At 61.1% G+C, this 25,077-nt stretch carries 19 protein-coding genes, 1 pseudogene and 1 riboswitch; of the genes and pseudogenes, 3 read left to right on the forward strand and 17 right to left on the reverse strand.

Annotated features, from left to right (window positions below; genetic code table 11):
• Positions 1-89 precede the first annotated feature (89 nt).
• Positions 90-2,714, reverse strand: a complete 2,625-nt coding sequence (alaS, locus tag AC07VU_RS13195; protein WP_150052591.1) for an alanine--tRNA ligase — start codon at positions 2,712-2,714, stop codon at positions 90-92.
• 146 nt (positions 2,715-2,860) lie between these two features.
• On the reverse strand, positions 2,861-3,865 hold the full coding sequence (ltaE, locus tag AC07VU_RS13200; RefSeq protein WP_097134829.1) for a low-specificity L-threonine aldolase: 1,005 nt from the start codon (positions 3,863-3,865) through the stop codon (positions 2,861-2,863).
• Between the two features lie 211 nt (positions 3,866-4,076).
• Positions 4,077-4,248: riboswitch (FMN riboswitch) on the forward strand.
• 122 nt (positions 4,249-4,370) lie between these two features.
• Between ltaE and AC07VU_RS13205 the strand changes: the two genes are divergently transcribed.
• The gene (locus tag AC07VU_RS13205) at positions 4,371-4,877 is read left to right on the forward strand and encodes a 6,7-dimethyl-8-ribityllumazine synthase (RefSeq protein WP_277589430.1); all 507 of its coding nucleotides are present in this window, start codon (positions 4,371-4,373) and stop codon (positions 4,875-4,877) included.
• Positions 4,878-5,063: 186 nt separating this feature from the next.
• Here AC07VU_RS13205 and astE read toward each other — a convergent pair whose 3' ends face one another.
• The 14 genes from astE to acs all read right to left on the reverse strand — a co-directional run bounded on the left by astE (position 5,064) and on the right by acs (position 21,156).
• Positions 5,064-6,074: a succinylglutamate desuccinylase gene (astE, locus tag AC07VU_RS13210; protein ID WP_007921561.1), complete on the reverse strand. Its 1,011-nt coding sequence runs from the start codon at positions 6,072-6,074 to the stop codon at positions 5,064-5,066.
• A gap of 13 nt (positions 6,075-6,087) precedes the next feature.
• Positions 6,088-6,375 (reverse strand): hypothetical protein, encoded by a 288-nt coding sequence (locus AC07VU_RS13215; RefSeq protein ID WP_007921560.1) that lies wholly within the window; start codon positions 6,373-6,375, stop codon positions 6,088-6,090.
• A 63-nt stretch (positions 6,376-6,438) separates the two neighbouring features.
• Positions 6,439-7,785, reverse strand: coding sequence for an N-succinylarginine dihydrolase (gene astB, locus AC07VU_RS13220; RefSeq protein WP_495029997.1), 1,347 nt, complete (start codon positions 7,783-7,785; stop codon positions 6,439-6,441).
• A gap of 207 nt (positions 7,786-7,992) precedes the next feature.
• Positions 7,993-9,462, reverse strand: a complete 1,470-nt coding sequence (gene astD, locus AC07VU_RS13225) for a succinylglutamate-semialdehyde dehydrogenase (protein WP_495030077.1) — start codon at positions 9,460-9,462, stop codon at positions 7,993-7,995.
• A complete protein-coding gene (gene astA, locus AC07VU_RS13230) occupies positions 9,459-10,484 on the reverse strand; it encodes an arginine N-succinyltransferase (protein WP_007921553.1) in 1,026 nt (341 codons plus the stop codon). Before astA ends, astD begins: the two co-directional genes overlap by 4 nt.
• Positions 10,485-10,566: 82 nt before the next feature.
• Positions 10,567-11,586 (reverse strand): arginine/ornithine succinyltransferase subunit alpha, encoded by a 1,020-nt coding sequence (gene aruF, locus AC07VU_RS13235; RefSeq protein ID WP_007921551.1) that lies wholly within the window; start codon positions 11,584-11,586, stop codon positions 10,567-10,569.
• A gap of 133 nt (positions 11,587-11,719) precedes the next feature.
• Positions 11,720-12,940, reverse strand: coding sequence for an aspartate aminotransferase family protein (locus AC07VU_RS13240; RefSeq protein WP_495029998.1), 1,221 nt, complete (start codon positions 12,938-12,940; stop codon positions 11,720-11,722).
• Between the two features lie 326 nt (positions 12,941-13,266).
• Positions 13,267-14,247, reverse strand: coding sequence for a transcriptional regulator ArgR (gene argR, locus AC07VU_RS13245; protein WP_009045160.1), 981 nt, complete (start codon positions 14,245-14,247; stop codon positions 13,267-13,269).
• Between the two features lie 114 nt (positions 14,248-14,361).
• Positions 14,362-15,126, reverse strand: a complete 765-nt coding sequence (locus AC07VU_RS13250; protein WP_007921545.1) for an ABC transporter ATP-binding protein — start codon at positions 15,124-15,126, stop codon at positions 14,362-14,364.
• 23 nt (positions 15,127-15,149) lie between these two features.
• Complete coding sequence (locus tag AC07VU_RS13255; protein ID WP_150052598.1) at positions 15,150-16,262, reverse strand: succinylglutamate desuccinylase/aspartoacylase family protein; 1,113 nt, start codon at positions 16,260-16,262, stop codon at positions 15,150-15,152.
• 1 nt (position 16,263) lies between these two features.
• A complete protein-coding gene (locus AC07VU_RS13260; RefSeq protein WP_007921542.1) occupies positions 16,264-16,962 on the reverse strand; it encodes an ABC transporter permease in 699 nt (232 codons plus the stop codon).
• Positions 16,959-17,648 carry an ABC transporter permease gene (locus AC07VU_RS13265; protein ID WP_007921541.1) on the reverse strand — a complete coding sequence of 230 codons (690 nt, stop codon included), beginning with the start codon at positions 17,646-17,648 and terminating at the stop codon, positions 16,959-16,961. Before AC07VU_RS13265 ends, AC07VU_RS13260 begins: the two co-directional genes overlap by 4 nt.
• A gap of 91 nt (positions 17,649-17,739) precedes the next feature.
• On the reverse strand, positions 17,740-18,516 hold the full coding sequence (locus tag AC07VU_RS13270; protein ID WP_007921537.1) for an ABC transporter substrate-binding protein: 777 nt from the start codon (positions 18,514-18,516) through the stop codon (positions 17,740-17,742).
• 684 nt (positions 18,517-19,200) lie between these two features.
• Positions 19,201-21,156 (reverse strand): acetate--CoA ligase, encoded by a 1,956-nt coding sequence (acs, locus tag AC07VU_RS13275; RefSeq protein ID WP_102680555.1) that lies wholly within the window; start codon positions 21,154-21,156, stop codon positions 19,201-19,203.
• A 412-nt stretch (positions 21,157-21,568) separates the two neighbouring features.
• Here acs and AC07VU_RS13280 point away from each other — a divergent pair, with 412 nt between their 5' ends.
• The gene (locus tag AC07VU_RS13280) at positions 21,569-21,832 is read left to right on the forward strand and encodes a DUF2790 domain-containing protein (RefSeq protein ID WP_087090408.1); all 264 of its coding nucleotides are present in this window, start codon (positions 21,569-21,571) and stop codon (positions 21,830-21,832) included.
• Positions 21,833-22,705: 873 nt separating this feature from the next.
• Positions 22,706-23,953 (forward strand): ribonucleotide-diphosphate reductase subunit beta, encoded by a 1,248-nt coding sequence (locus tag AC07VU_RS13285; protein WP_007925192.1) that lies wholly within the window; start codon positions 22,706-22,708, stop codon positions 23,951-23,953.
• Positions 23,954-24,279: 326 nt separating this feature from the next.
• Here the strand turns inward: AC07VU_RS13285 and AC07VU_RS13290 are convergent.
• Positions 24,280-24,699: pseudogene (locus AC07VU_RS13290) on the reverse strand (transposase); the annotation flags it as partial.
• Positions 24,700-25,077 lie beyond the last annotated feature (378 nt).

Here is a 25,077-nt window from a genome sequence, read left to right on the forward strand (position 1 = left end):
CCGCCTCAGCCCGTAAAGGGGCGCCCATTAATCAATCAAACTGCGCAGCTCCAAAGCCCGCCACTAGACGACGGGCTCGGCTTGGAACCTTAAATCCCCTGCTCGACAAACGGAACGGTCAGGGCCAGCGCGGCATCCAGCGCAGCGGCATCGACACCGCCGCCCTGCGCCATGTCCGGACGACCACCGCCCTTCCCGCCCACTGCCGCAGCGGCTTGCTTCATCAAATCACCGGCTTTGAGTTGGCCAGTCAGGTCCTTGGTTACGCCCGCAACCAGTACGACCTTTTCCTCATGGACACTGCCGAGCAGGATCACCGCGCGACCGAGTTTGTTTTTCAACTGATCGACCAGCGCCAACAGCGCCTTGCCGTCCTGACCGTCCAGGCGCGCCGCCAGCACTTTCGCGCCTTTGACATCCAGCGCCTGCGCCGACAGGTCGTCGCCAGCGGCACTGGCGGCCTTGGCCTGCAGCTGCTCGAGCTGTTTTTCCAGCAGACGGTTGCGCTCCAGCACGGCCGACAGCTTGTCGATCAGGTTGTCACGGCTGCCCTTGACCAGGGTCGCCGCTTCCTTGAGTTGCTCTTCCGCAGCGTTCAGGTACGCCAGTGCCGCGGCACCGGTGACGGCTTCAATACGGCGTACACCCGAAGCGACGCCACCTTCGCTGATGATTTTCAAAAGGCCGATATCACCGGTACGGTTGGCGTGGATACCGCCACACAGTTCAACGGAGAAATCGCCGCCCATGCTCAGGACACGCACGCTGTCGCCATACTTCTCGCCGAACAGCGCCATGGCGCCCTTCTGCTTGGCGGTGTCGATATCGGTTTCTTCGGTTTCCACCGCGGTATTCTTGCGAATCTCGGCGTTGACCATGTCTTCCAGGGCCTTGATCTGCTCTGGCTTGATCGCTTCGAAGTGGCTGAAGTCGAAACGCAGGCGCTGACTGTCGACCAGCGAACCCTTCTGCTGCACATGCTCGCCCAGCACCTGGCGCAGAGCGGCGTGCAGCAAGTGGGTGGCCGAGTGGTTCAACGAAGTGGCGTGACGCACTTCGGCATCCACCTGGGTTTGCACCGGAGCGCCAACGGTCAGGCTGCCGCTGGCCAAGACGCCGTGGTGCAGGAAAGCACCGCCGGTCTTGGTGGTATCGCGCACGTCGAAACGCGCGTTACCCGCTTGCAGGTAACCGCAGTCGCCGATCTGGCCGCCCGACTCGGCGTAGAAAGGCGTCTGGTCGAGAACGACCACGCCCTCTTCGCCTTCACTCAGCACGTCGACCGATTGCCCTTCCTTATAAAGAGCAACCACCTTGGCCGAACCACTGGTGGCGTGATAACCGGTGAATTCGGTGGCCACATCGACCTTGACCAGGCTGTTGTAGTCCATGCCGAAGGAGCTGGCGGAACGGGCACGTACGCGCTGGGCTTCCATCTCGCGCTCGAAACCTTCCTCGTCGAGGGTCAGTTCGCGCTCACGGGCGATGTCGCCAGTCAGGTCCATCGGGAAACCGTAGGTGTCATACAGCTTGAACACCACGTCGCCCGGTACCACCGTGCCTTTGAGTTCGGCCAGGTCCTGCTCGAGAATCTTCAGGCCCTGCTCCAGGGTCTTGGCGAACTGCTCTTCTTCGGCTTTCAGCACGCGCTCGATGTGCGCCTGCTGGGATTTCAGTTCCGGGAAGGCTTCGCCCATTTCGGCGACCAGCGCGGCCACGATCTGATAGAAGAAGCTGCCCTTGGCGCCCAGCTTGTTGCCGTGACGGCAAGCGCGGCGAATGATGCGACGCAGGACATAACCGCGGCCTTCGTTGGAAGGCAGCACGCCGTCGGCGATCAGGAAGCCGCAGGAACGGATGTGGTCGGCCACGACTTTCAAAGACGCCTGGGCATCGTTGGTGCAACCGATGGCCTTGGCCGCCGCGTTCAGCAGGCTCTGGAACAGATCGATTTCATAGTTCGAGTGAACGTGCTGCAGGACCGCACTGATCCGCTCCAGGCCCATGCCGGTGTCCACCGACGGCGCTGGCAACGGATGCAACACGCCATCGGCGGTGCGGTTGAACTGCATGAATACGTTGTTCCAGATCTCGATGTAACGGTCGCCGTCCTCTTCCGGCGAGCCCGGTGGGCCACCCCAGATGTCGGCGCCGTGATCGTAGAAAATCTCGGTGCAAGGACCGCACGGGCCGGTATCGCCCATGGTCCAGAAGTTGTCGGAGGCGTATGGCGCGCCCTTGTTGTCGCCGATACGGACCATGCGCTCGGCCGGAACCCCGACTTCCTTGGTCCAGATGTCATAGGCCTCGTCATCGCTGGCGTAGACGGTGACCCAGAGCTTTTCTTTCGGCAGGTTCAGCCACTTGTCGGAGGTCAGGAACGTCCAGGCGAAAGTGATGGCGTCACGCTTGAAGTAATCGCCGAAACTGAAGTTGCCCAGCATTTCGAAGAACGTGTGGTGACGGGCGGTGTAACCAACGTTTTCCAGGTCGTTGTGCTTGCCGCCGGCGCGTACGCATTTCTGGCTGCTTACGGCGCGGGTATAGGCGCGCTTTTCCTGGCCCAGGAAGCAGTCCTTGAACTGGTTCATCCCCGCGTTGGTGAACAGCAGGGTTGGGTCGTTGCCCGGAATCAAAGAGCTGGAGGCTACACGGGTGTGGCCTTGCTCTTCGAAGAAGCGAAGGAAGGCTTCACGGATTTCTGCGCTTTTCATTAGGTTCTTCCACGGAGACTGCGGCCAAAGGCCTGTGCGAAACGTCATCAGACGAAACGACGGCAAAGGGCCGCATTATATCGGCCCTGAGCTTGGGGTACAGCGTGTTTATACGATAGAGACGGTCAATTGGACGGCTAACACTGTCAGTTGCGGGAAAAATCGATAAAAGTCCCGACGACCTGCTCGATTTGTGCACGACTGACGTCCATATGGGTGACCATCCGCAGCCGCGACGCGGCGCTCAGCCTGATCCCGCGTTCGCCGGCGAAGGCCTTGAGCGCTTCTGCCCTGTCCCCCATCGCGACATAGACCATGTTGGTCTGCACCGGCTCGACGTCATAGCCCGCCTCACGCAGCCCCTCCGCCAGCAACTGGGCATTGGCGTGGTCATCGGCCAGGCGCGCTACGTGATGATCGAGCGCATACAGGCCCGCCGCAGCCAGGATTCCGGCCTGGCGCATGCCACCGCCGACCATCTTGCGCAGGCGCCTGGCCTTGCCGATCAGCTGCGCCGAACCGCACAGCACCGAGCCCACCGGCGCACCCAGGCCCTTGGACAGGCACACCGAAACCGAATCGAAGTGCTGGGTGATCTGCCGCGCATCGACACCCAGCTTGACCGCCGCGTTGTACAGCCGCGCGCCGTCCAGGTGCAGGGCCAGGCCATGCTCACGGGTGAAGGCCCGGGCCTGCGCCAGATAGCTCAATGGCAGCACCTTGCCCTGCATGGTGTTTTCCAGCGCCAGCAGGCGGGTACGAGCAAAGTGGAAATCATCCGGCTTGATCGCCGCGGCCACCTGGGCCAGATCCAGCGAGCCGTCGGCCTGGACTTCCAGTGGCTGTGGCTGGATCGAACCCAGCACCGCCGCGCCGCCACCCTCGTACTTATAGGTATGCGCCTGCTGGCCGACGATGTATTCGTCGCCACGCCCACAATGGGCCATCAAGCCCAGCAGGTTGCTCATGGTGCCGGTCGGCACGAACAGCGCTTCGGCGAACCCCAGGCGCTGCGCCAGTTCAGCTTCCAGGCGGTTGACCGTTGGATCTTCGCCGTAGACATCATCGCCCGTGGCCGCCGTGGCCATAGCTTCCAGCATGCCTGCCGTGGGTTGGGTAACGGTGTCACTACGAAGATCGATAACGCTCATGAATCAGGCCTCGGCAAGGGGACGCGAACGTCGCTGCGGATAGGGAAATTCTTTCGAACTGAATTACTACGGGCACAACCGCGATTTATCAAGGCCCGCCCGGGAAAAGCCCAGCGATGGACATGAAAAACCGATGTTTATCATCCAAACGCCGCAATGCACCGCCGAAAAATATGTGTTACAAACTCACCGCCGCCGCAAAGCCCGGTGGCAACGTTCTCAGGGCGGGGTGCAATTCCCCACCGGCGGTAATTGCGCGCAATGCGCATAGCCCGCGAGCGCTTGGCGACAGGCACCGCTTCGGCGGCGAATGACGGCAAGGTCAGCAGACCCGGTGTGATCCCGGGGCCGACGGTCATAGTCCGGATGAAGAGAGAACGGGATTGGTGCCAAAGGGCCGTCCACAGACCTGCGCATGGCTGCTTGTGCGCCAGGCCTGTACGTACCCTTAAATCCCTTTCGATTCATAACGCCCTGTTTTTCACACAAACAGGAGTCAGAACAGATGCAACCCACCGCAATCGATAGCAAAAGCAAACAGCATCACGGCGAACGCGTGGCGTTTATCCAGGCCTGCTGGCACAAGGAAATCGTCGACCAGAGCCGCAAAGGGTTCGTCAGCGAAATGCTCGCCCAGGGTTATCAGGAAAGTGATATCGACTTCTTCGAAGTCGGCGGCGCCTTTGAAATTCCACTGCACGCCAAGCTGCTGGCCAAGTCCGGTCGTTATGCCGGCATCGTCGCCGCGGGCCTGGTGGTGGACGGCGGTATCTACCGCCACGAATTCGTCGCCCAGTCAGTGATCAGTGGCCTGATGCAGGTCCAGCTGGAAACCGAAGTGCCGGTGTTCTCGGTGGTCTTGACCCCGCACCACTTCCACGCTGGTGAAGAACATCAGAAGTTCTTCTTCGAGCATTTCGTGCACAAGGGCCAGGAAGCCGCGAAGACCTGCGCCGACACCCTGTACAAGACTCGCGCCCTGCGTCGTCACGAGCAGCGGGTAGCGGTGTAAGCGCCAGACGCTGAAAGCAAAATCGCGAGCCAGCTCGCTCCTACAGGGATCGAGCTGGCTCGCGATGTTTTTTGTGGCCGCTACTGCAGGCTGCGATAAGGCCCGCAGGGCCTTCTAATCAACCTCAAAAGCGGCGCCCGCTACGCGGTCGATCGCAGCCTTCGGCAGCGGCTACAGATTGCCGTATCAGGCCAGGCCGTCAGCCGTGGTCGGCACGATCAGGATCCCGGCACGCAGGCCGTTCTTCACCTTGGGGTTGGGGAAAATGATCCGCGCCCCCTCCTCCTCGACTATCCAGCGGGTCTGGGCGATGTCGTCGGCCAGCAAGTAACCCACTTCCAGTTCAGAGAAGTTTTCGATATCCGCCGGCAGATGCAGGTGAAAGGTATCGCTGTGCTTGATGATTTCCCGAGCGACGCTGAACAACTGCAAGCCATCCAGCTTCTCCTCCGCCATGGGCGGTTCGCGGCCTTCGATGATCTGCTTGAGGCGGGTTTCCAGACGCTCGACATTCACCCCCTGGTTCTGCCCGAACGGCCGGGCCTTGCCCAGCTCCAGGGTGAAAGATTCGGCGTCCAGCTTGTCGTAGGTATAGGAGCTGAACACGATGGACGGTTTGTTCTGCAGCAGCACCGCCTGCATGCCCGCGGCCCGCAGGCGCGCAAGTTCCCGGCGCGAGTGCTGGCGACCTTCCTTCCACGGATACAGGGCGAACTGTTCGATCTTCGAACCGCGGATCGCCGTGTGCAGGTCGTAGTGCAGGCGGGTACGCTCCGGCAGGCTGAAGAAACTCGCCGCCAGGCGCTCCAGCTCGCAGGCGCGTAAAGCCTCGTTGCCGCTGCTTTGTTCGTGACGGCCATTGAACAGCCGGTTGATGTCCTGCTCGATGAAACGCTCGCCGCGGCGCATGGCCTCGGGGTTGCCGAACAGGAACAGAATGCGTGCGCACGGCTTGAGGTCGCCGCGGGCGATGTCATGCAACAGACGGTCGAGCAACTCGATCGGTGCCGTCTCGTTGCCGTGGATGCCGGCCGACAACAGCACATCCATGCCATTGTCCCGCGCCTGGGGTGGTCGGACTTCCAGCGCACCTTCGCTCAGCCAGCGCATCCGCACGCCGTCGACAGTCAGTTGAGTCTTCTCCGCCGGTTCACGACCGGCGAGGGTCAGTTCAAGCAGTTTGCCGAGGGCGAGCATAGAACGTTATTCCTTAATGGTCGTGCTGGCAGTCAGGGCCGTGCACGTGATCGTCGTCACCCGCATCGGCCGGTTCCATTTCCAGTTGCAGACTTACCAGATTAGTCGCCAATGGGCGCAGCAGCAGGTTGGCGTATTCTTCGTCGCCTTCCTCGACGTCCACGCCGATCAGCAGCTGGCCGCGGCCGTCCTGCTGGATCCACAGTTCCTTGCCTTGCCACATCACGGCAACGCGGGTGCAGGAAGTTTCCAGTTGAGTGCCGTCGGTGTCTTCAAGGATCAGCTGCAGGGTATCGCTCATTTATTACGCTCTCATCTGGAGGTAAAGCGGCGCGCCTGGATCAGCAGAAGCAGGCGCGGGCTTTTAATTGATCTGGAATGGATAAACCGCGCCCAGTTTAAGGATTTGCGTCAGTTCATCCAGTGCCGTCCGGCACTCAAGCAGCAATTGCGGGTCCGCCAGATCGTTTTCGCTCAGGCGGTCGCGGTAGTGCCTGTCGACCCATTGGGTCAGCGTGCCGTACAACGGCGCAGTCATGATAACCCCTGGGTTGACCGCCGCCAGCTCGGTTTGATTGAGCGCGACCCGTAGCCGCAGGCACGCCGGGCCACCGCCGTTCTGCATGCTCTGCTTGAGGTCGAAGACTTTCACTTCGCGGATCAGGCCGCCGGAGCTGGTCAGGCTTTGCAGGTACTGCCAGACACGCTCGTTGCCGCGGCACTCTTCCGGCACGATCAGCAGCATCGAGCCATCGGCGCGGGACAGCAGCTGGCTGTTGAACAGGTAGGAACGCACCGCGTCTTCCACCGAGACCTGCGAGCGCGGCACACAGATCGACTGGAAGTTGCCGCCACACTTGCCCAGCTTGGCCTGCAGCTCGGCGAGCATCTTGTCGGTCTCAAGGAACGCGTCCTCGTGATAGAACAGCACTTCGCCGTTACCCACCGCGATCACATCGTTGTGGAACACACCCTGGTCGATCACCGACGGGTTCTGCTGGGCATACACCACACCGTCGTCGCTCAGGCCGTGCAGGCGGGCGACGGCCTGCGAGGCTTCCAGGGTCTGGCGCGCCGGGTACTTCTGCGGTGCCGGGTAGCGGGTATCGAAGGCGCTGCGACCGAAGACGAAGAACTCGACACCGGCCTGGCCATAGTCGCGGCAGAAACGGGTGTGGTTGGCCGCGCCCTCATCGCCGAACTGCGCCACCGCCGGCAACGCCGCGTGATGGGCGAAGTGCTTCTGGTCGGCGAACATCGCCCCCAGCACGCGACTGGTGGTCGGGTGCTCGATGCTGCGGTGATATTTGCAGTTCAGGTTGGCGGCGGTGAAATGCACGCGACCGTCAGCGGTGTCGGCGCTCGGGCTGACCGTGGCGGCGTTGGCCACCCACATGCTCGACGCCGAGCAGCTGGCGACCAGCAGCGGCATCGCATCCTTGGCGGCACGCTCGATGACCTGCGCATCGCTGCCGGCAAAACCCAGCCGACGCAGGGCGGCCACGTCCGGGCGTTCCTGGGGTGCCAGCACGCCTTGCTGGAAACCCATTTCCATCAGCGCTTTCATTTTCGCCAGGCCCTGCAGCGCGGCCTCCCTGGGGTTGGAAGACTGCTGGCTGTTGCTCTGGGAGGCGACGTTGCCGTAGGACAGGCCGCCGTAGTTATGGGTAGGCCCCACTAGACCGTCGAAATTGACTTCATAGGATTTCATCAGCGAGGCTCCACGAGAATCTGTTGTTATAGGCATCGGTATCAGTACATGTCTTGAGGCCGTCGGCGCCCGCTTCGCGGGACGATCGCAGCCTGCGGCAGCGGCTACAGGGTGACCACAACCACCGACGCCCCGCCGCTCTCTGTAGCCGCTTCGCAGGCTGCGATAAGGTCCGCAGGACCTTCCGGCAATCTGCGGTGCAACCCATCACCCCAGGCGTACACCCGGCGTCAGCGCGCTCGGCAAGGTCAGGCTCGCGGTTTCCAGCGACGCCACCGGGTACGCGCAGTAATCCGCCGCGTAATAGGCACTGGCGCGGTGGTTGCCGGAGGCACCCACACCGCCGAACGGCGCGCTGCTCGCGGCACCGGTCAGTTGCTTGTTCCAGTTGACAATACCGGCCCGGCTTTCCAGCCAGAACTGCTGGTAACGCGCCTCGGAATCCGACAGCAGACCCGCTGCCAGGCCGTATTGGGTGTCGTTGGCCTCGGCGATCGCGGCTGCGAAATCGGCGTAGCGAATCACTTGCAGCAAGGGGCCGAACAGTTCTTCGTCCGGGCGCTCGGCCACCGCGGTCACGTCGAGAATGCCCGGGGTCAACAGCGCGGCCTGGGCCTGCGGCTGGGTCATTTCCAGCAGCGCCACGGCGCCATTGGCCAACAGTTTTTCCTGGGCCTGCATCAGCGCGCGGGCCGCGCCAAGGGAAATCACCGAGCCCATGAACGGTGCCGGCTGCTGGTCGAACGCACCGACCTCGATGGTCGAGCTGACCGCCACCAGGCGCTCCAGCAACTGATCGCCCCAGGCGCCTTGCGGCACCAGCAGGCGGCGCGCGCAGGTGCAACGCTGGCCGGCGGAAATGAAGGCCGACTGGATAATGGTGTAGACCGCCGCGTCCAGGTCCGCGACCTGGTCCACCACCAGCGGATTGTTACCGCCCATCTCCAGCGCGAGGATCTTGTCCGGGCGGCCGGCGAACTGCTGGTGCAGGTGATTGCCGGTACGACTGGAACCGGTGAAGAACAGACCGTCGATCCCCGGGTTGGCAGCCAGGGCGATGCCGGTTTCCCGCGCACCTTGCAGCAGGTTCAGAACGCCCGCCGGCAGGCCGGCTTCGATCCAGCACTTGACGGTCAGCTCGGCGACTTTCGGGGTCAGCTCGCTGGGCTTGAACAGCACGCTGTTACCCGCCAGCAGCGCAGGAACGATATGCCCGTTAGGCAGATGGCCTGGGAAGTTGTAAGGGCCGAACACCGCCACCACGCCATGGGGCTTGTGGCGCAATACTGCAGTGGCGTCGCCCAGCGGGCCGCTCTTCTCACCGGTGCGTTCACGGTAGCTCTGCACCGAAATCGCGATCTTGTTGACCATGCTGGTCACTTCGGTGGCGGCTTCCCACAGCGGCTTGCCGGTTTCCTCGCCGATGCAGTGGGCCAGTTCGTCGGCATGGCTTTTCAGGCTGGCGGCAAAGGCTTCCAGCACGGCGATCCGCTCGTCCAACGACCGCTTGGCCCAGGCCGGGAATGCCTGGCGCGCGGCCTGCACCGCACTTTCAACCTGGGCGACGGTGGCGCCGTTGCCCGACCACAGCACCTGCTGGGTCACCGGATTCAAGGATTCAAAGGCTTCGCCCTGGCCTGGCAGCCATTGGCCTGCGATGTACAGCGTGTTCATTATTTCGACTCCCGGGAAGCAGACAGCGCAACGGCACGGACCTGATCGCCCGCATTGAGTTGCAGGCGTTTGGCGGTCAGTGCATCAACCACCAGGGTGCCCGACGCGAAGCGCGCGGGTGCGGCGGTGATCCGGCAGTCCTCGCGCTTGCGGTTATGAATCAGGAAAGGCGTGGCGTCGTCGCCCGGCGTGCCGATGGCCAACACCAGCGCCTGGCTATCGCGCACCGCGCGGATCTTGGCGGTTTCGCACTCCACCGCCGGGCCGGCGTCGAAGATGTCGACGTAACCCTGGTAGCTGAAGCCTTCGCTCTTGAGCATGGCCAGCGCCGGCTCGGTATCGGTGTGCACCTTGCCGATCACGTTGCGCGCGCCCTCGGAGAGGAAGCAGGTGTACAGCGGGAACTTCGGCATCAGTTCGGCGATGAACGCCTTGTTGCCCACGCCGGTCAGGTAGTCGGCCTGGCTGAACTCCATCTTGAAGAAGTGCCGGCCCAGGCTTTCCCAGAATGGCGAGCGCCCGGCTTCATCGGACATGCCGCGCATCTCGGCGATGATCTTGTTGCCGAACAGCTGCGGGAATTCGGCGATGAACAGCATGCGTGCCTTGGCCAGCATGCGGCCGTTGAGGCCGGTGCGGTAATCGGCGTGCAGGAACAGCGAGCACAGCTCGGAATTGCCGGTCAGGTCGTTGGCCAGGAACAGCGTTGGAATCTCGCGGTAGATGTTCAGCTCCTGGGAGGCGCTGACGGTCAGGCCGACCCGGAAGTTGTACCAAGGCTCGCGCAAGCCAACGGCGCCGGCGATCGCGGAAATCCCCACCACGCGGCCGTTGTCGTCCTCGAGCACGAACAGGTAATCCGCATCGCCCCGCTCGGCTTCGCCACGGAAGGTCTTTTCCGCCCAGCCCACGCGGTGTTTCAGGCGTTCTTCGTTGGCCGGCAAGGTGGTAAGGCCAGTGCCGGTGCTGCGGGCCAGGTCGATCAGAGCGGGTAAGTCGCTGCTGCGTACGGGACGAACGATCATGCTATCTCCTCAGACGGGCGCCGCTGACGGCCCCCGCGAAACTCGCTGCTTTCCAGGATTCTTCCGGCATTTGCCGCAGCCGTTAAACCGCCACCAGGCGCACGCTGGCACCTTCGCCGACGCCCAGGGCTTCGGCCGCTTGCAGATCCAGGGTCACCGGTTTGCCCGGCGCGTAATCCAGCTCCAGCATCACCGCGCGGTAATCCTGCAACTGCGCATTGGCGACCAGGTACTGGCGTCCGCCGCCCTTGGCGACCTCGCCGATCTTCACCGGCACCACGCGGCTCTGGGCGATCGAGCGGATCCCCGAGACCCGGGCGTGCAGGGTCGGGCCACCGTCGAAGATGTCAATGTAATGGTCGGTCTCGAAGCCTTCGCGCATCAGGATGTCGAAGGTGATCTGCGCCCGCGGATGCACCTGGCCCATGGCTTCCTGCGCGGCATCCGGCAGCAGCGGCACATAGATCGGGTAATGCGGCATCAGCTCGGCGAGGAAGGTGCGGCTTTTCAGCCCGCACAGACGCTCGGCGGCGGCGTAGTTGAGGTCGAAGAAGTTGCGACCGATGGCATCCCAGAACGGCGAGTCGCCATTCTCATCGCTGTAGCCAACGATCTCGGTCACCACCGAATCGGCGAAACGCTCCGGGTGGCTGGCGACGAACAGCAGGCGGCCGCGGGAGTTGAGTTCCGACCACGGCGACCCCACCAGTTCCGGGACCACATAGAAGCTGGTCAGCAGGCTGTTCCCGGTCAGGTCGTGGCACTGGGAAAGCACGTGGATCTTGTTGTGGATCTTCAGCTCGCGGGAGGCGTGCACGAAGGTCTCGTTACGGAAGCTGTAGAACGGCTCGGAATAACCGGCCGAGGCGACGATGGCCGAGCAACCGACCAGCTTGCCGGTTTCGGTGTCTTCGAGGACGAAGAAGTAGCTCTCCTCGCCATTGAAGCTCACCTCGGCGGCGAACGAAGCCTCGCTTGCGGCGATCTTGTCGCTCAGGCGTTCCACGTCATCCGGCAAGGAAGTGACACCAATCGGGCTGTCCGCAGCCAGACGCTGTACCTCGCCCAGATCAGCCATTTGCGCGGGGCGCATCACCAGCATGGTGTCACTCCTTACTCGAAACAGGCCGGCCAGGAGGCCGACTCAGGGAGAAAAATGCCGGGACAGCCCGGCACCGAAAATGAGGCTCGACGCTTGCCCTGCAGACAAGCGCCGAGAAGTACCGCGGCCCGAATCAGGCCTGGGTCAGCTTGGCGACCGCGCGCTCGAAGCGCTGCAGGCCTTCTTCGATGTCCGCTTCCTCGACCACCAGGCTCGGGGCGAAACGCACCACGTCCGGGCCGGCCTGGAGGATCATCAGGTTTTCTTTTTCAGCGGCGTTGAACACGTCCTTGGCCTTGCCTTTCCAGGCATCGCTGAGCACGCAACCGAGCAGCAGGCCCAGGCCACGCACTTCGGTGAACAGGCCGTACTTCTCGCCGATCTGCAGCAGGCGGGTCTTGAAGCGATCGTGCTTGGCCTTCACGCCGTTCAGCACTTCGGGCGTGTTGATCACGTCGATCACCGCGCCGGCCACCGCGCATGCCAGCGGGTTGCCGCCGTAGGTGGTGCCGTGGGTACCGACCACCAGGTGCTTGGCCAGCGCCTCGGTGGTCAGCATCGCAGCAATCGGGAAACCGCCGCCCAGGCTCTTGGCGCTGGTCAGGATGTCCGGGGTCACGCCGTAGTGCATATAGGCGAACAGCTCGCCGCTGCGGCCCATGCCGGTCTGCACTTCGTCGAACACCAGCAGCGCGTTGTGCGCGTCGCACAGCTCGCGGGCGCCTTGCAGGTAAGCCTGCTCGGCCGGCAACACACCGCCTTCGCCCTGGATCGGCTCCAGTACCACCCCGCAGGTCTTGTCCGAAATCGCCGCTTTCAATGCCGCCAGATCGTTGTAAGGAACGTGGGTGATACCGGTGATTTTAGGACCGAAGCCATCGGAGTATTTCGACTGGCCGCCGACGTTCACGGTGAACAGGGTGCGACCGTGGAAGCTATTGAGGGCCGCGATGATTTCGTATTTTTCCGCGCCGAAACGGTCGAAAGCGACACGACGGGCCAGCTTGAAGGCGGCCTCGTTGGCCTCGGCCCCGGAGTTGCAGAAGAACGCGCGCTCGGCAAAGGTGGCATCGACCAGCTTGTGGGCCAGGCGCAGGGCCGGCTCGTTGGTGAAGACGTTGGATACATGCCACAGCTTGTTGGCCTGCTCGGTCAGCGCTGCGACCAGCGCCGGATGGGCGTGGCCCAGTACGTTGACCGCGATCCCGCCGGCAAAGTCGATCAGCTCTCGGCCCGACTGATCCCAGACTCGGGAGCCCGCGCCACGCACAGGAATGAAAGCCGCAGGTGCATAGTTGGGAACCATGACCTGATCGAAATCGGCGCGTTGCACCGGAGCTTGCTCAACGGACATCGGAGTCTCCTGAAGAGGAACGCCTGCCTGAAACTGGCGAGCGATGGGGGGATTGTAAGGACAGTTTTCTGCCCGGCCTTGTCGCCAAGCGACAACTTCTTATAGCGCCAACCCCGGTTTTACGCGGGTTTACGGCAATGCGACAAATAGCGTCGCAAAGGCGCAGTTTAAACTGCTGGAGGCTTTAACGGCAGGATTGTCCAACGATTTGCGCCACACATTAAGGCGCCATCGCGAGCAAGCTTCGCTCCTGCAGAAGAATGCATTCCGTGTAGGAGCGAAGCTTGCTCGCGATAGCAATTTGACAGGTAAAACGAAGAGATGGATCAACCGCGCTCGGAAGGCACCGAAGACAGTTCGAACGGGCTGCTGCTGCGCCGCTGGTTGCGGTCCTCCCGCGGCGTGGCGCCGAAGAAGTTGCGGTAGGCGCTGGAGAAATGCGGCCCCGAGGAGAAACCGCAAGACAGGCCGATCTGGATGATCGATTTGCTGGTCTGCATCAGCATCTGCCGCGCCTTGTTCAGGCGCAATTCCAGGTAGTACTGGCTCGGCACGCGATTGAGGTATTGCTTGAAGATCCGCTCCAGCTGCCGACGCGAGACGCACACATGCTGGGCGATTTCGTCGGTGGTCAGCGGCTCCTCGATATTGGCCTCCATCAGCAGCACCGCCTGGGTCAGCTTCGGGTGACTGGAGCCCAGGCGGTTCTGCAACGGAATACGTTGGCGCTCGCCGCCTTCGCGGATCCGCTCGACCACCAGTTCTTCCGAGACCGCGCCGGCCAGTTCCGCGCCGTGGTCACGGGCCAGCACCGCCAGCAACAGATCCAGCACCGACATCCCACCGCAGGCCGTCAAGCGATCGCGATCCCAATCGAACAGATGGCTGGTGGCGATGACCTTAGGGAAGCGCTCGGCGAAATCATCCTGCCAGCGCCAATGCACCGCCGCCCGATAACCGTCGAGGAGCCCCAGTTGCGCCAGGGGATACACACCGGCGGACAAGCCGCCGATCACACACCCGGCACGCACCAGTTGCTTGAGCGCGCTGCTCAGGGCGGGCGCCAGGGTGGCAGGCGGCTCATCGGCCAGCAGGAACAGTTTCTGACAGCCTTCGAGCTTGCCCGACCAGGGTTCACCGGGCAGTTGCCAGGCGCCATCGGCCGGCGCTTCGGCCTGCAGGAAGGCCAGTTCGTAGACCACTTCCGGATGCACGCGCTGAGCAACACGCAAGGCCTCCTCGGCCAGCGCCAGCGTCAAGGCTTTAGTGCTGGGCCAAATCAGGAAACCAATTCGATGGGCAGTCATGGCGGGCAATCCGAAACGAAAACAGTGTTAGAGGCCAAAGGCGGCTGCAACCAAATTAGACCATCTGGCGCGCGGTGCGCAGCATGACCTAATTTGGTGCATTACGGGAGCGATTTACTTCAGGCTGCCCGAGAGGAATTGTTGCAAACGTTCCGATTGCGGATTGACCAGCACTTCGCGCGGGTTGCCGCTCTCTTCCACCAGGCCCTTGTGCAGGAATATCAGCTGGTTCGAGACTTCACGGGCAAAGCCCATTTCGTGGGTCACCACCACCATGGTCCGGCCTTCCTGGGCCAGGGCCTGCATCACTTTCAGCACATCGCCCACCAGCTCGGGGTCGAGCGCCGAAGTCGGCTCGTCGAACAGCATGACCTCAGGCTCCATCGCCAGCGCCCGGGCGATCGCCACGCGCTGCTGCTCACCGCCGGACATGTGGCCCGGGTAGGCATCCTTGCGATGCGCCACACCGACCTTGGCCAGGTAGTGCTCGGCCTTTTCACGGGCTTCGGCCTTGGGTACGCCGAGCACATGCACCGGCGCTTCCATGATGTTTTCGATAGCGGTCATGTGCGACCACAGGTTGAAATGCTGGAACACCATCGACAGGCGCGAACGCATGCGCTGCAACTGTTTTGGATCGGCCGCCTTCAGGGCGCCGTCCTTGTTCGCCACCAGCTTCAACTCTTCGTTGTTCAGCAGGATCTTGCCAGCGTGCGGCTGCTCCAGCAGGTTGATGCAACGCAGGAAGGTGGATTTGCCGGAGCCACTGGAGCCGATGATGCTGATCACATCGCCAGCCGCCGCTTTCAGGGACACGCCCTTGAGCACTTCGTGACTGCCATAGCGTTTATGCAGGTCTTGGACTTCAAGTTTGTACATGCTGTCGGTTCTCACAAAAGCAGTCAGTCGTTGAGCAAGCGCCCGTGCCGCAGCGCTTCGCGCCCCGCCACCTTGGCCAGCCAGAAACCGGGTTGGGCGTAACGCAGCCGCTCAACGGCGAACAACACGCCGCTGGTGCCAGCACACAGGGTGCTGACCCGATCGGATAAGGGATCAATCACTTCAAAAATCGGCTCGCCCTTCTCCACCCAGCTACCGGCCGGACGCAGAAAACTCACCACGCCGGGATGCGGCGCAAACAACAATTCGGTGCCTTCGAAAGGCATGGCCTCACACGCTTCATGCTGCGGCGCCGGCCATTCGCCCGCGATCAGCCCCTGCTCGGCGAGAAACGCCAGGATGCCCTCGGCGTGCGCCTCGGCTTGCGGGCGACCGGTGTCGGCCTGACCGCCCAGCTCGAGGGTGGTCGCCAGGCAGGCCAGCGGAATCTGCGCCTGCGGGAACTGGCGCGACAGGCGCAGCCAGGGCAGCGAACAGGCCTCGTCAAACGAACTGCCGCCAGAGTCTTCCGCCAGCAAGCCGACACGCACGTTCAGATGGGCCGCCAGCGAACGCCACTGCGGCCAATGCTGCGGCAAGGCGTACATATGCAGCGCCGCTTCCGCATCACAGTGCAGGTCCAGCACCACATCCGCGGTGCAGGCATGACTCAGGAGAATACGCTGCATGCCTTGCAGCTGGCTCGATGGCGCCGGCAGTTCAGCCAGCACATCACTCATGGCCTGGCGAATCATCTGGATATTGGCGTGCGGGTCATCCCCCAGGCACCCTTCCAGGCGGGCCGCGACCGGCACACTCAGCTCGACGAAATCGCGATTGAAGTTCTTGCCGCTGCCAGCCTCGAACCGCCCCTGGTGATTGCCCTGCAACAGCTGCCCCAGGCCCATCGGGTTGGCCACCGGCACCAGTTCGATCACGCCGTTCAGCGCGCCCTGGGCTTCCAGTTCGGCCAGGCACTTTTTCAGCTCCCAGGCGGTGCGCATCCCGGGCAGTTCGTCCGCATGCAGGCTGGCCTGGATATAGGCCTTGCGCTCGCCGCGGCCGAAACGAAACACCGAGATCTGCCGCTCGCTGCCCAGGTGGTTCCATGGCAATGCGTGGTCAATGCGTTCCATATCAGTGCTTCCGCGGCGCCAGGTAGCGCAGCCAGCGGCCTTCGGCCAGCTTGAACAGGCGCACCAGGATAAAGGTCAGGCACAGGTAGAACACGCCGGCGGTGATGTAGGCCTCGAACGGCAGGTAGTACTGCGCGTTGACCGTACGGGCCGCACCGGTGATGTCGATCAGGGTCACGATGGAGGCCAGGCTGGTGGTCTGCAGCATCATGATCACTTCATTGCTGTACTGCGGCAGTGCCCGGCGCAAGGCCGACGGCAGCAGGATGCGGGCATACATTTTGTAGCGCGACATGCCCATGGCCTTGGCCGCTTCAATCTCGCCGTTCGGCGTGGCCTTGAGGCTGCCGGCGATGATTTCGGCGGTGTAGGCGCTGGTGTTGATGGCAAATGCCAGGCACGCACAGAAGGTCGCACTGGACAGCCAAGGCCAGAGAAAGCTCTGACGCACCACGTCGAACTGCGCCAGGCCGTAGTAGATCAGGAACAGTTGAACCAGCATCGGCGTGCCGCGGATCACATAGGTGTAGAGCCAGGCGCTGAGGTTGACGATCGGCTGCTTGGACACCCGCATCAACCCCAGGGGCAGCGCCGCCAGCAGGCCGAAGAACAGCGACAGGGCCAAGAGTTTCAGGGTGGTCAGCAGGCCGCTGAAATACAGCGGCAAGGCCTCATAGATGACGTTGTAGTCGAAGATCATAGATCAGCCGCCCTTACGCCTACCGAGTAGCGCTTCTCAAGGTGACGCAATGCCAGCAACGAGACACTGGTGATCACCAGGTACATCGCCGCCACCGCGAGGAAGAAGGTGAAAGGCTCGCGGGTGGCGTCAGCCGCCTGCTTGGCCTTGAACATCATGTCTTGCAGGCCCACCACCGAAATCAGCGCGGTGGCCTTGGTCAGTACCAGCCAGTTGTTGGTAAAGCCCGGAATCGCCAGACGGATCATCTGCGGCACCAGCACCCGGAAGAACACCTGGAAGCTGTTCATGCCATAGGCCATGCCCGCTTCCGCCTGCCCCTTGGGGATCGCCATGAAGGCGCCGCGGAAGGTCTCCGACAGGTAGGCACCGAAGATGAAGCCCAGGGTGCCGATACCGGCAGCCAGCGGGTTCAGGTCGATGTAGTCGTCGTAACCCAGCATTGGCGCGACACGGTTGAGCAGGTCCTGGCCGCCGTAGAAGATCAGCAGGATCAGCACCAGGTCGGGAATCCCGCGGATCACCGTGGAATACAGGTCGCCCAGCCACGCCAGCCAGCGCACCGGCGAGAGACGCAGTGCGACCCCGATCAGACCCAGAACGATGGCCAGGGCCATGGACGACAAGGCAAGCTGAAGCGTCAGCCAAGCGCCATCGAGGATGACAGCCCCGTAGCCTTTCAACATGATTCAGGTCCTCGAAAATTGGGATGAAAAAATGGCGCAAACTTCAGAGATTCTGCTGCTTGCGCCATCTCGGACTTGCTGATTCGACGATTTACTGGCCGTAAATGTCGAAGTCGAAGTACTTGTCCTGGATTTGCTTGTACTTGCCGTTCTCGCGAATGGCGGCGATCGCACCGGTGATCTTGTCTTTCAGCGCATCGCCTTTGCGTACGGCGATACCCACGCCGTCGCCGAAGTATTTGCTGTCGGTGAACGCCGGGCCGACGAACGCGAAGCCTTTGCCGGCGTCGGTTTTCAGGAAGCCGTCATTCAGCAGGGTAGCGTCTGCCACGGTGCCGTCGAGGCGACCGGCCGCCACGTCCAGGTAGATCTCGTTCTGCGAGCCATATGGCTTGATCTCGGCACCCAGCGGAGCCAGCACTTCACGGGCGAAACGCTCGTGGATCGAACCGCGCTGCACGCCGATGTTCTTGCCCTTGAGCTCGGTCAGGCCATCGCTGACCTGGGTACCGGCCTTCATAACCAGGCGCGCAGGGGTGTTGTAGTACTTGCCGGTGAAGTCCACGGACTTCTTGCGGTCGTCGGTGATCGACATGGACGACAGGATCGCATCGATCTTGCGTACCTTGAGCGCAGGGATCAGGCCGTCGAACTCCTGCTCGACCCACACGCACTTGACCTTCATTTCTTCGCACAGGGCGTTGCCGATGTCGTAGTCGAAACCGACGATGCTGCCGTCCGGAGCCTTGGAGGCGAATGGAGGGTAAGCCGCTTCGATACCAATTTTCAGAGGCTTTTCATCGGCGAACGTCGGCAGGGAAAGTACGGAGGACAGTGCCAGGGCGCCAAGAAGCACGAGTTTCTTCATCTTAGGACTCCATCGGTAAAGGGCGAAAACGGCAGAGTGAGCGACAGCCCAATATGCGAATGGGTGGAACCTGATAGCGGTGCTGCGTCCTTGAGGACCTGGCCACGAACCTCATGCGGGTTCCCGGGCAGGCAACGACGAGCGAGTGATCGGCATTCTAACGACAGGCCCGAAGCCGATATTTCCTCAATGCGACAACAAATTACAGAAGCACTGAGAAACCAGGTCGAGCACATTGACAGCTCTTCAGTTTTATGCAAGAGCAAAAGACGGTAAACCTATCTGTGCTGCAAATTGCGGGCCTATTATTCGCAAAGCCTTCTATTCCGGCAAGCGCAGCGTTATGACTTATTTTTTACCGGCCCCGCACAGGCCCTGAAACAGGGCTTGGCGTTTCTCATTGCCCCGAATCCGGGCAGCGGGTTACACATTCCCTCCCGCCGGTAACATTCAGATACTCCTGATGGACATACCGATATTTATTCGATCGAAAAGCCGCTGCCTGTAGCTGCTGCCGCAGGCTGCGATAAGGCCCGAAGGGCCTTTCAGGGCCTTCAAGAGCGCGTCTCCTGCGGAGCCGATCGCGCAGCCTTCGGCAGCGGCTACAGAAGCCCCCGATAGCGCTCACAAAAAAGCCCCGCTCGGCACAAGGCCGGGCGGGGCTTTCACTGAGACCGATTCGCCTTAGGCGACGTTCATGGTCTTGTGGGTATCGACCAGATGCTGCACCACGCCCGGGTCCGCCAGGGTGGAGATATCCCCCAGGCTGTCGTACTCCGCCGTGGCGATCTTGCGCAGGATACGGCGCATGATCTTCCCGGAACGGGTCTTCGGCAGGCCAGGCGCCCACTGGATGACATCCGGAGAGGCGATCGGACCGATTTCCTTGCGTACCCAGTTCTTCAGCTCCAGGCGCAATGCTTCGCTCGGTTCTTCGCCACCGTTGAGGGTGACGTAGACATAGATGCCCTGCCCCTTGATGTCGTGGGGCACACCGACCACCGCCGCTTCGGCGACTTTCGGGTGAGCGACCATCGCGCTTTCGATCTCGGCGGTCCCCATGCGGTGGCCGGAGACGTTGAGCACATCGTCCACCCGCCCGGTGATCCACCAGTAGCCGTCTTCATCGCGACGGGCACCGTCACCGGTGAAGTACATGCCACGGAACGTCTTGAAGTAGGTATCGACGAAACGATCGTGGTCGCCATACAGGGTGCGCGCCTGGCCTGGCCACGAATCTAGGATCACCAGGTTGCCTTCGGCGGCGCCCTCGATAATGTTGCCCAGGTTGTCCACCAGCGCCGGCACCACGCCAAAGAACGGACGCGCCGCCGAACCCGGCTTGAGGGCATGGGCGCCCGGCAGCGGGCTCATCAGGGTCGCGCCGGTCTCGGTCTGCCACCAGGTATCGACGATCGGGCAACGGGATTGACCGACATTCTTGTAGTACCACTCCCAGGCTTCCGGGTTGATCGGTTCACCCACCGAACCCAGCAGGCGCAGGCTGCTGCCATCGGCGCCTGCGCAGGCGGCGTTACCCGAGGCCATCATGGCGCGGATCGCGGTCGGCGCGGTGTAGAGGATATTGACCTTGTGCTTGTCGACGATCTTCGCCACGCGGGTCACGTCCGGATAGTTCGGTACGCCCTCGAACAGCACGGTGGTCGCCCCATTGGCCAGCGGGCCATAGACGATATAGGTGTGGCCGGTGACCCAGCCGACGTCGGCGGTGCACCAGTAGATTTCCCCCGGACGGTAATCGAATACGCGCTCGTGGGTCAGGGCCGCGTACAGCAGGTAGCCGCCAGTGGTGTGCTGCACGCCTTTGGGCTTACCGGTGGAGCCGGAGGTATAAAGGATGAACAGCGCTTCCTCGGCGCCCATTTCTTTTGGCGCGCAGACGGTACCGGCCACTTTCATCAAGTCTTCGTACCAGATGTCGCGATGCTGGTTCCACTTGATCTGGCCATTGGTGCGCTTGCACACGATGACCTTCTGGATGCTGCTGGTTTCCGGGTTGGTCAGCGCATCGTCGACATTGGCCTTGAGCGGAATCTTCTTGCCCGCGCGAATGCCTTCGTCGGCGGTGATCACCACCTTGGATTTGCAGTCGATGATCCGCCCGGCCAGCGCTTCCGGCGAAAAGCCGCCGAACACCACCGAATGAATCGCGCCGATCCGGGTACAGGCCAGCATGGCGACCACGGCTTCGGGAATCATCGGCATATAGATAGTCACCACGTCGCCGCGGTGCACGTCCTGGCCACGCAGGGCGTTGGCGAACTTGCAGACTTGTTCGTGCAGCTCGCGGTAGGTGATGTTGCGGCTTTCGGAAGGATCGTCGCCTTCCCAGATGATCGCGATCTGATCGCCGCGCTCGGCCAGATGGCGATCCAGGCAGTTGTAGGAAACGTTGAGGGTGCCGTCGGCAAACCATTTGATATCGACATGGTGATCGTCGAAGGAGGTCTGCTTCACCGTGGTGAAAGGCTTGATCCAGTCGAGGCGCTTGGCTTGCTCGCGCCAGAAGCCGTCCGGGTTGACGACCGACTGCTGGTACATGGCCTTGTAGGTCGCCTCGTCAGTCAGCGTGTTGGCCGCAACCTCGGGACGAACGGGATACAGAGAAGCCGCACTCATCTTTCTTACCTCGGTGACATAGTTGTTGTTGTATGGCCCCGTTGTAGCCGGGGCGGGCCTATAGAACCATTCGACGATGGTAGTAACAACCCCCAGCCGATCCCCCTGAAAAGTGCTTTACCCCCTCTATTACGGGACTTGCGGTAGTTTCTGCGGCAAGTAGAAGACCGCTGCCAGGCCGCTGGGGGTCGTTTTTACCGGGATTGTTACAAAAACCGTCAATAGTGTTTATCAAAAGCACGCCTGTATAGCGCCTACTCAGGCGCCTAAAATCAACCTCGCCAACAAGGCAATGTGATTAACCAAGTTACAGCCCCCACGAAGGCAGTTAATCCAGACTTCTACTCAAGTTCCACACGCAGCCCCACAAAGGCTGCGTGACCCTACACGACCTTAGAAAGGTGAAATCAAAATGAAAGCTTTATTAGTTCTGGCCTTCAGCAGTCTTTGCGTTACAGCAATGGCCGACGAGATCCCGACTGATGTCGCAAGCCAGCAACCAGCAGTAGAGGAATACTCTTACTCGTCCGACCTGGACATCGCCAAAGTTATATCCATGAGCGAAGTTCCAAATGTATGCGAAGTTGTACCTGCACGTATGGAATATGAAGACTCGAAAGGTCTGCGGCACATTCTTCAATACCGCGTCATGGGTAACGGCTGCTCTAACGGCTGATACTAAAGTTGCTCTTCAAGTTCCAACAATTGCCGGCCGCAAGAGATCTTTCTTGCGGCAAAGATGGCCAGATGCACAACTGAATCCAGACTGGTTGCAAGCCATCGCCCAATGCAGTGCGACCACGGCTTTCGCACTCCCCTTTTTCATCTGTCGAGCCACCTTGCAGGGAGCGTTTCCGTATCGCCCCAAGGGGCTTGATGATGGTCCGAAAATGCCTTCTCGAGCATCAAGAACGACCTCGGGTGGCAACCCGGGACAGTAGTGTTTCAAAGGTCAAAAATTGATCATCCAACACAAGATGTAGTGGCAAAAGCGTTTTTTTGCTTATTTTTTGAGCAAAATATACGACTGACAATTTGCACCATGAATTGAACACAATCCTGTCTACCAAAGCCCGCGACCTTCCCTGTAAGCCATGTACTACGGGGCTTGCAGAGCATTGCGCGAAAAAGCCAAGGTCTCGGATCGCTTCCAGGCGGCAAAAAACCGCAAAACCGGGTGAAAAAAAATCTTTGCCGGCCAAAGCCTTGTAAACCCTCGCTCCGCCGCGATCACGCCCCTCGCCAACCGAATCGTGAGCCACTTCGTCGCACCACAGCGGCAAAAAAATCCCTATAATGCGGCCTTAAAACGGGCCTGCAATATTCCCTTACAGGGATAAACAGCCAATCCGAAGCCAGCGCAGGAGTCGACTCGGTCCTCTGTGCCCATAACCGCCTCGGAACTCCCGTACATATTTTTGTTTATTGCCTGCGTTAGCTGCCGCAACAAACGATTCCTTAAGATCCAACGCGGCCAGTTCGGCCGTGTGAAAAGCCAACCATCAGTTTTCACACGGGCATCTGGCCCTCACGCAGGAGACGACACGTCATGCTGAGCTGGGACGAATTCGACAAAGAAGAAGGCGAAGTCGCCGTTAAAGGCGCCAACGCCGGCCACGCTGCCGAAGCTGCCATGGACAAACTCGACAGCGCCGGTGGTGCCGCCGCTCTCGAAGCCCGCGCCGTAACCGCCAGTGATTCCGCTGCCGTTGCCCGTGCCAAGGCATCCCTGGACCAGCTCGACATCGCCGAAGGCCTGGCCGAGTTGGAAGGTGCTTCCGCCCGTGTCGCCGTCGATGAAAAGCGCATGATCAACTGCCGCGCCGACCTCAACCAGCTCGTGCCATTCAAATACGACTGGGCCTGGCAGAAGTACCTGGATGGTTGTGCAAACCACTGGATGCCGCAAGAAGTCAACATGACCGCCGACATCGCCCTCTGGAAAAACCCGGAAGGCCTGACCGACGACGAGCGCCGCATCGTGATGCGCAACCTGGGCTTCTTCTCCACCGCCGACTCCCTGGTTGCCAACAACCTGGTACTGGCCGTGTACCGCCTGATCACCAACCCGGAATGCCGCCAGTACATCCTGCGCCAGGCGTTCGAAGAGGCGATCCACACCCACGCCTACCAGTACTGCATCGAATCGTTGGCCATGGATGAAGGCGAGATCTTCAACATGTACCACGAGATTCCATCGGTCGCCAAGAAAGCGGCCTGGGGCCTGAAGTACACCCGTTCGATCTCCGATCCGAAGTTCGAAACCGGCACCGTCGACACCGACAAGGAGCTGCTGCGCAACCTGATCGCCTACTACTGCGTTCTGGAAGGCATCTTCTTCTACTGTGGCTTCACCCAGATCCTGTCCATGGGTCGCCGCAACAAAATGACCGGCGTCGCCGAGCAGTTCCAGTACATCCTGCGCGACGAATCCATGCACCTGAACTTCGGTATCGACGTGATCAACCAGATCAAGATCGAAAACCCGCACCTGTGGGATGCCGAGATGAAGGAAGAAGCCACCCAGATGATCCTCCAGGGCACCCAACTGGAAATCGAATACGCTCGCGACACCATGCCACGCGGCGTACTGGGCATGAACGCGGCGATGATGGAGGACTACCTCAAGTTCATCGCCAACCGTCGTCTGTCGCAGATCGGCCTGAAAGAAGAATACCCGGGCACCACCAACCCGTTCCCATGGATGAGCGAAATCATGGACTTGAAGAAAGAGAAGAACTTCTTCGAGACTCGCGTGATCGAGTATCAGACTGGCGGCGCGCTGAGCTGGGATTGATTCCGAGCTCCGTAGGTTTTCATGATCGGCTGAACTTTTTTCAAGATCGGCTGAAACCATAGCTTCAGCCACATAGCCACCTCAGCCGAAAGCTGAGGTGGCTTTTTTGTGCATAGTGTCCCGTCCTGAATAAGGTTTACACCTTCTGATCTTTCCTCAGGAGGACTCAATGGATTCGAGCAGAAAGCGCAGTCAGCGCGACTACACGCTAGCCTTTAAGGATGGTCTGAAGTAGTCGCGTGTTTCTGGTCGACTTCAACGCCCTCCGAATTTTAAGAGTGGCCAATCGATCCCGAACAACCAGATCATCCGATTTTTCTATGTTCTTAGCCGTCGCCAGCATCTCGCGGCGGCCATTCCCCACATTGCAGGCGCACCTCTCCTGCATTCGTCAGCAAATGCCGACGCGCCATCCAAAAGTTCGACAGGGCGAATAGCGTCACCGGTTGTGCGGTGTTCTTCACCAACCCACGAAAACGCACCTTGGTGTAGCCAAACTGCCGCTTGATCACGCGGAACGGATGTTCGCCCCTGGCTCGCACCTGAGCTTTGGCCTTCTCGATCTTGCGGATCGCTTTGTACAAGGCACTTCGCTTGCCATGATTCTGGTACGTGCTGCGCCGGGCCGCGATCTACCAGATGACTTGACGACCATCATGCTCAGAGCGCTTTTCGACACCGGTGTAGCCGGCATCAGCACAGACGACGTTCTCCGCCCTGTGCAGCAGCTTGTCGACCTGGGTAACTGAATCGCCCCTGGTTTCGTCGTCATCCCAACCAGAGCATTCCTGGCACATTCTGCCGCCCCTGACGCCGAAGCCAAGCGCTAAATGCGGAGCCCGCGCCGGATTAGCGCCGGCGCAGGCATTTCTATGCCGAGTTCCGCTCCGGGTATTTTTAAGATTTGGAACCGCCGATTGGGCTCTTCACCTACAGATGGAGCATTTATTTCAGCAACCGACACGCGTTTAACAAAAAATCTTAAAACAATACTCCCCATCTGAGCGCCCGGAGGCGCAAAGAACGTTACCTTGCAGCCAACTGTCTACCGGACTGAACCGATGCGATCCAGCCAAGATCAACCCAGTTGAGTCGCTCATCCCAGTCAGCCTAGGGGAGATCCG

It is taken from the genome of Pseudomonas sp. GW821-FHT02B10, from assembly GCF_059421865.1.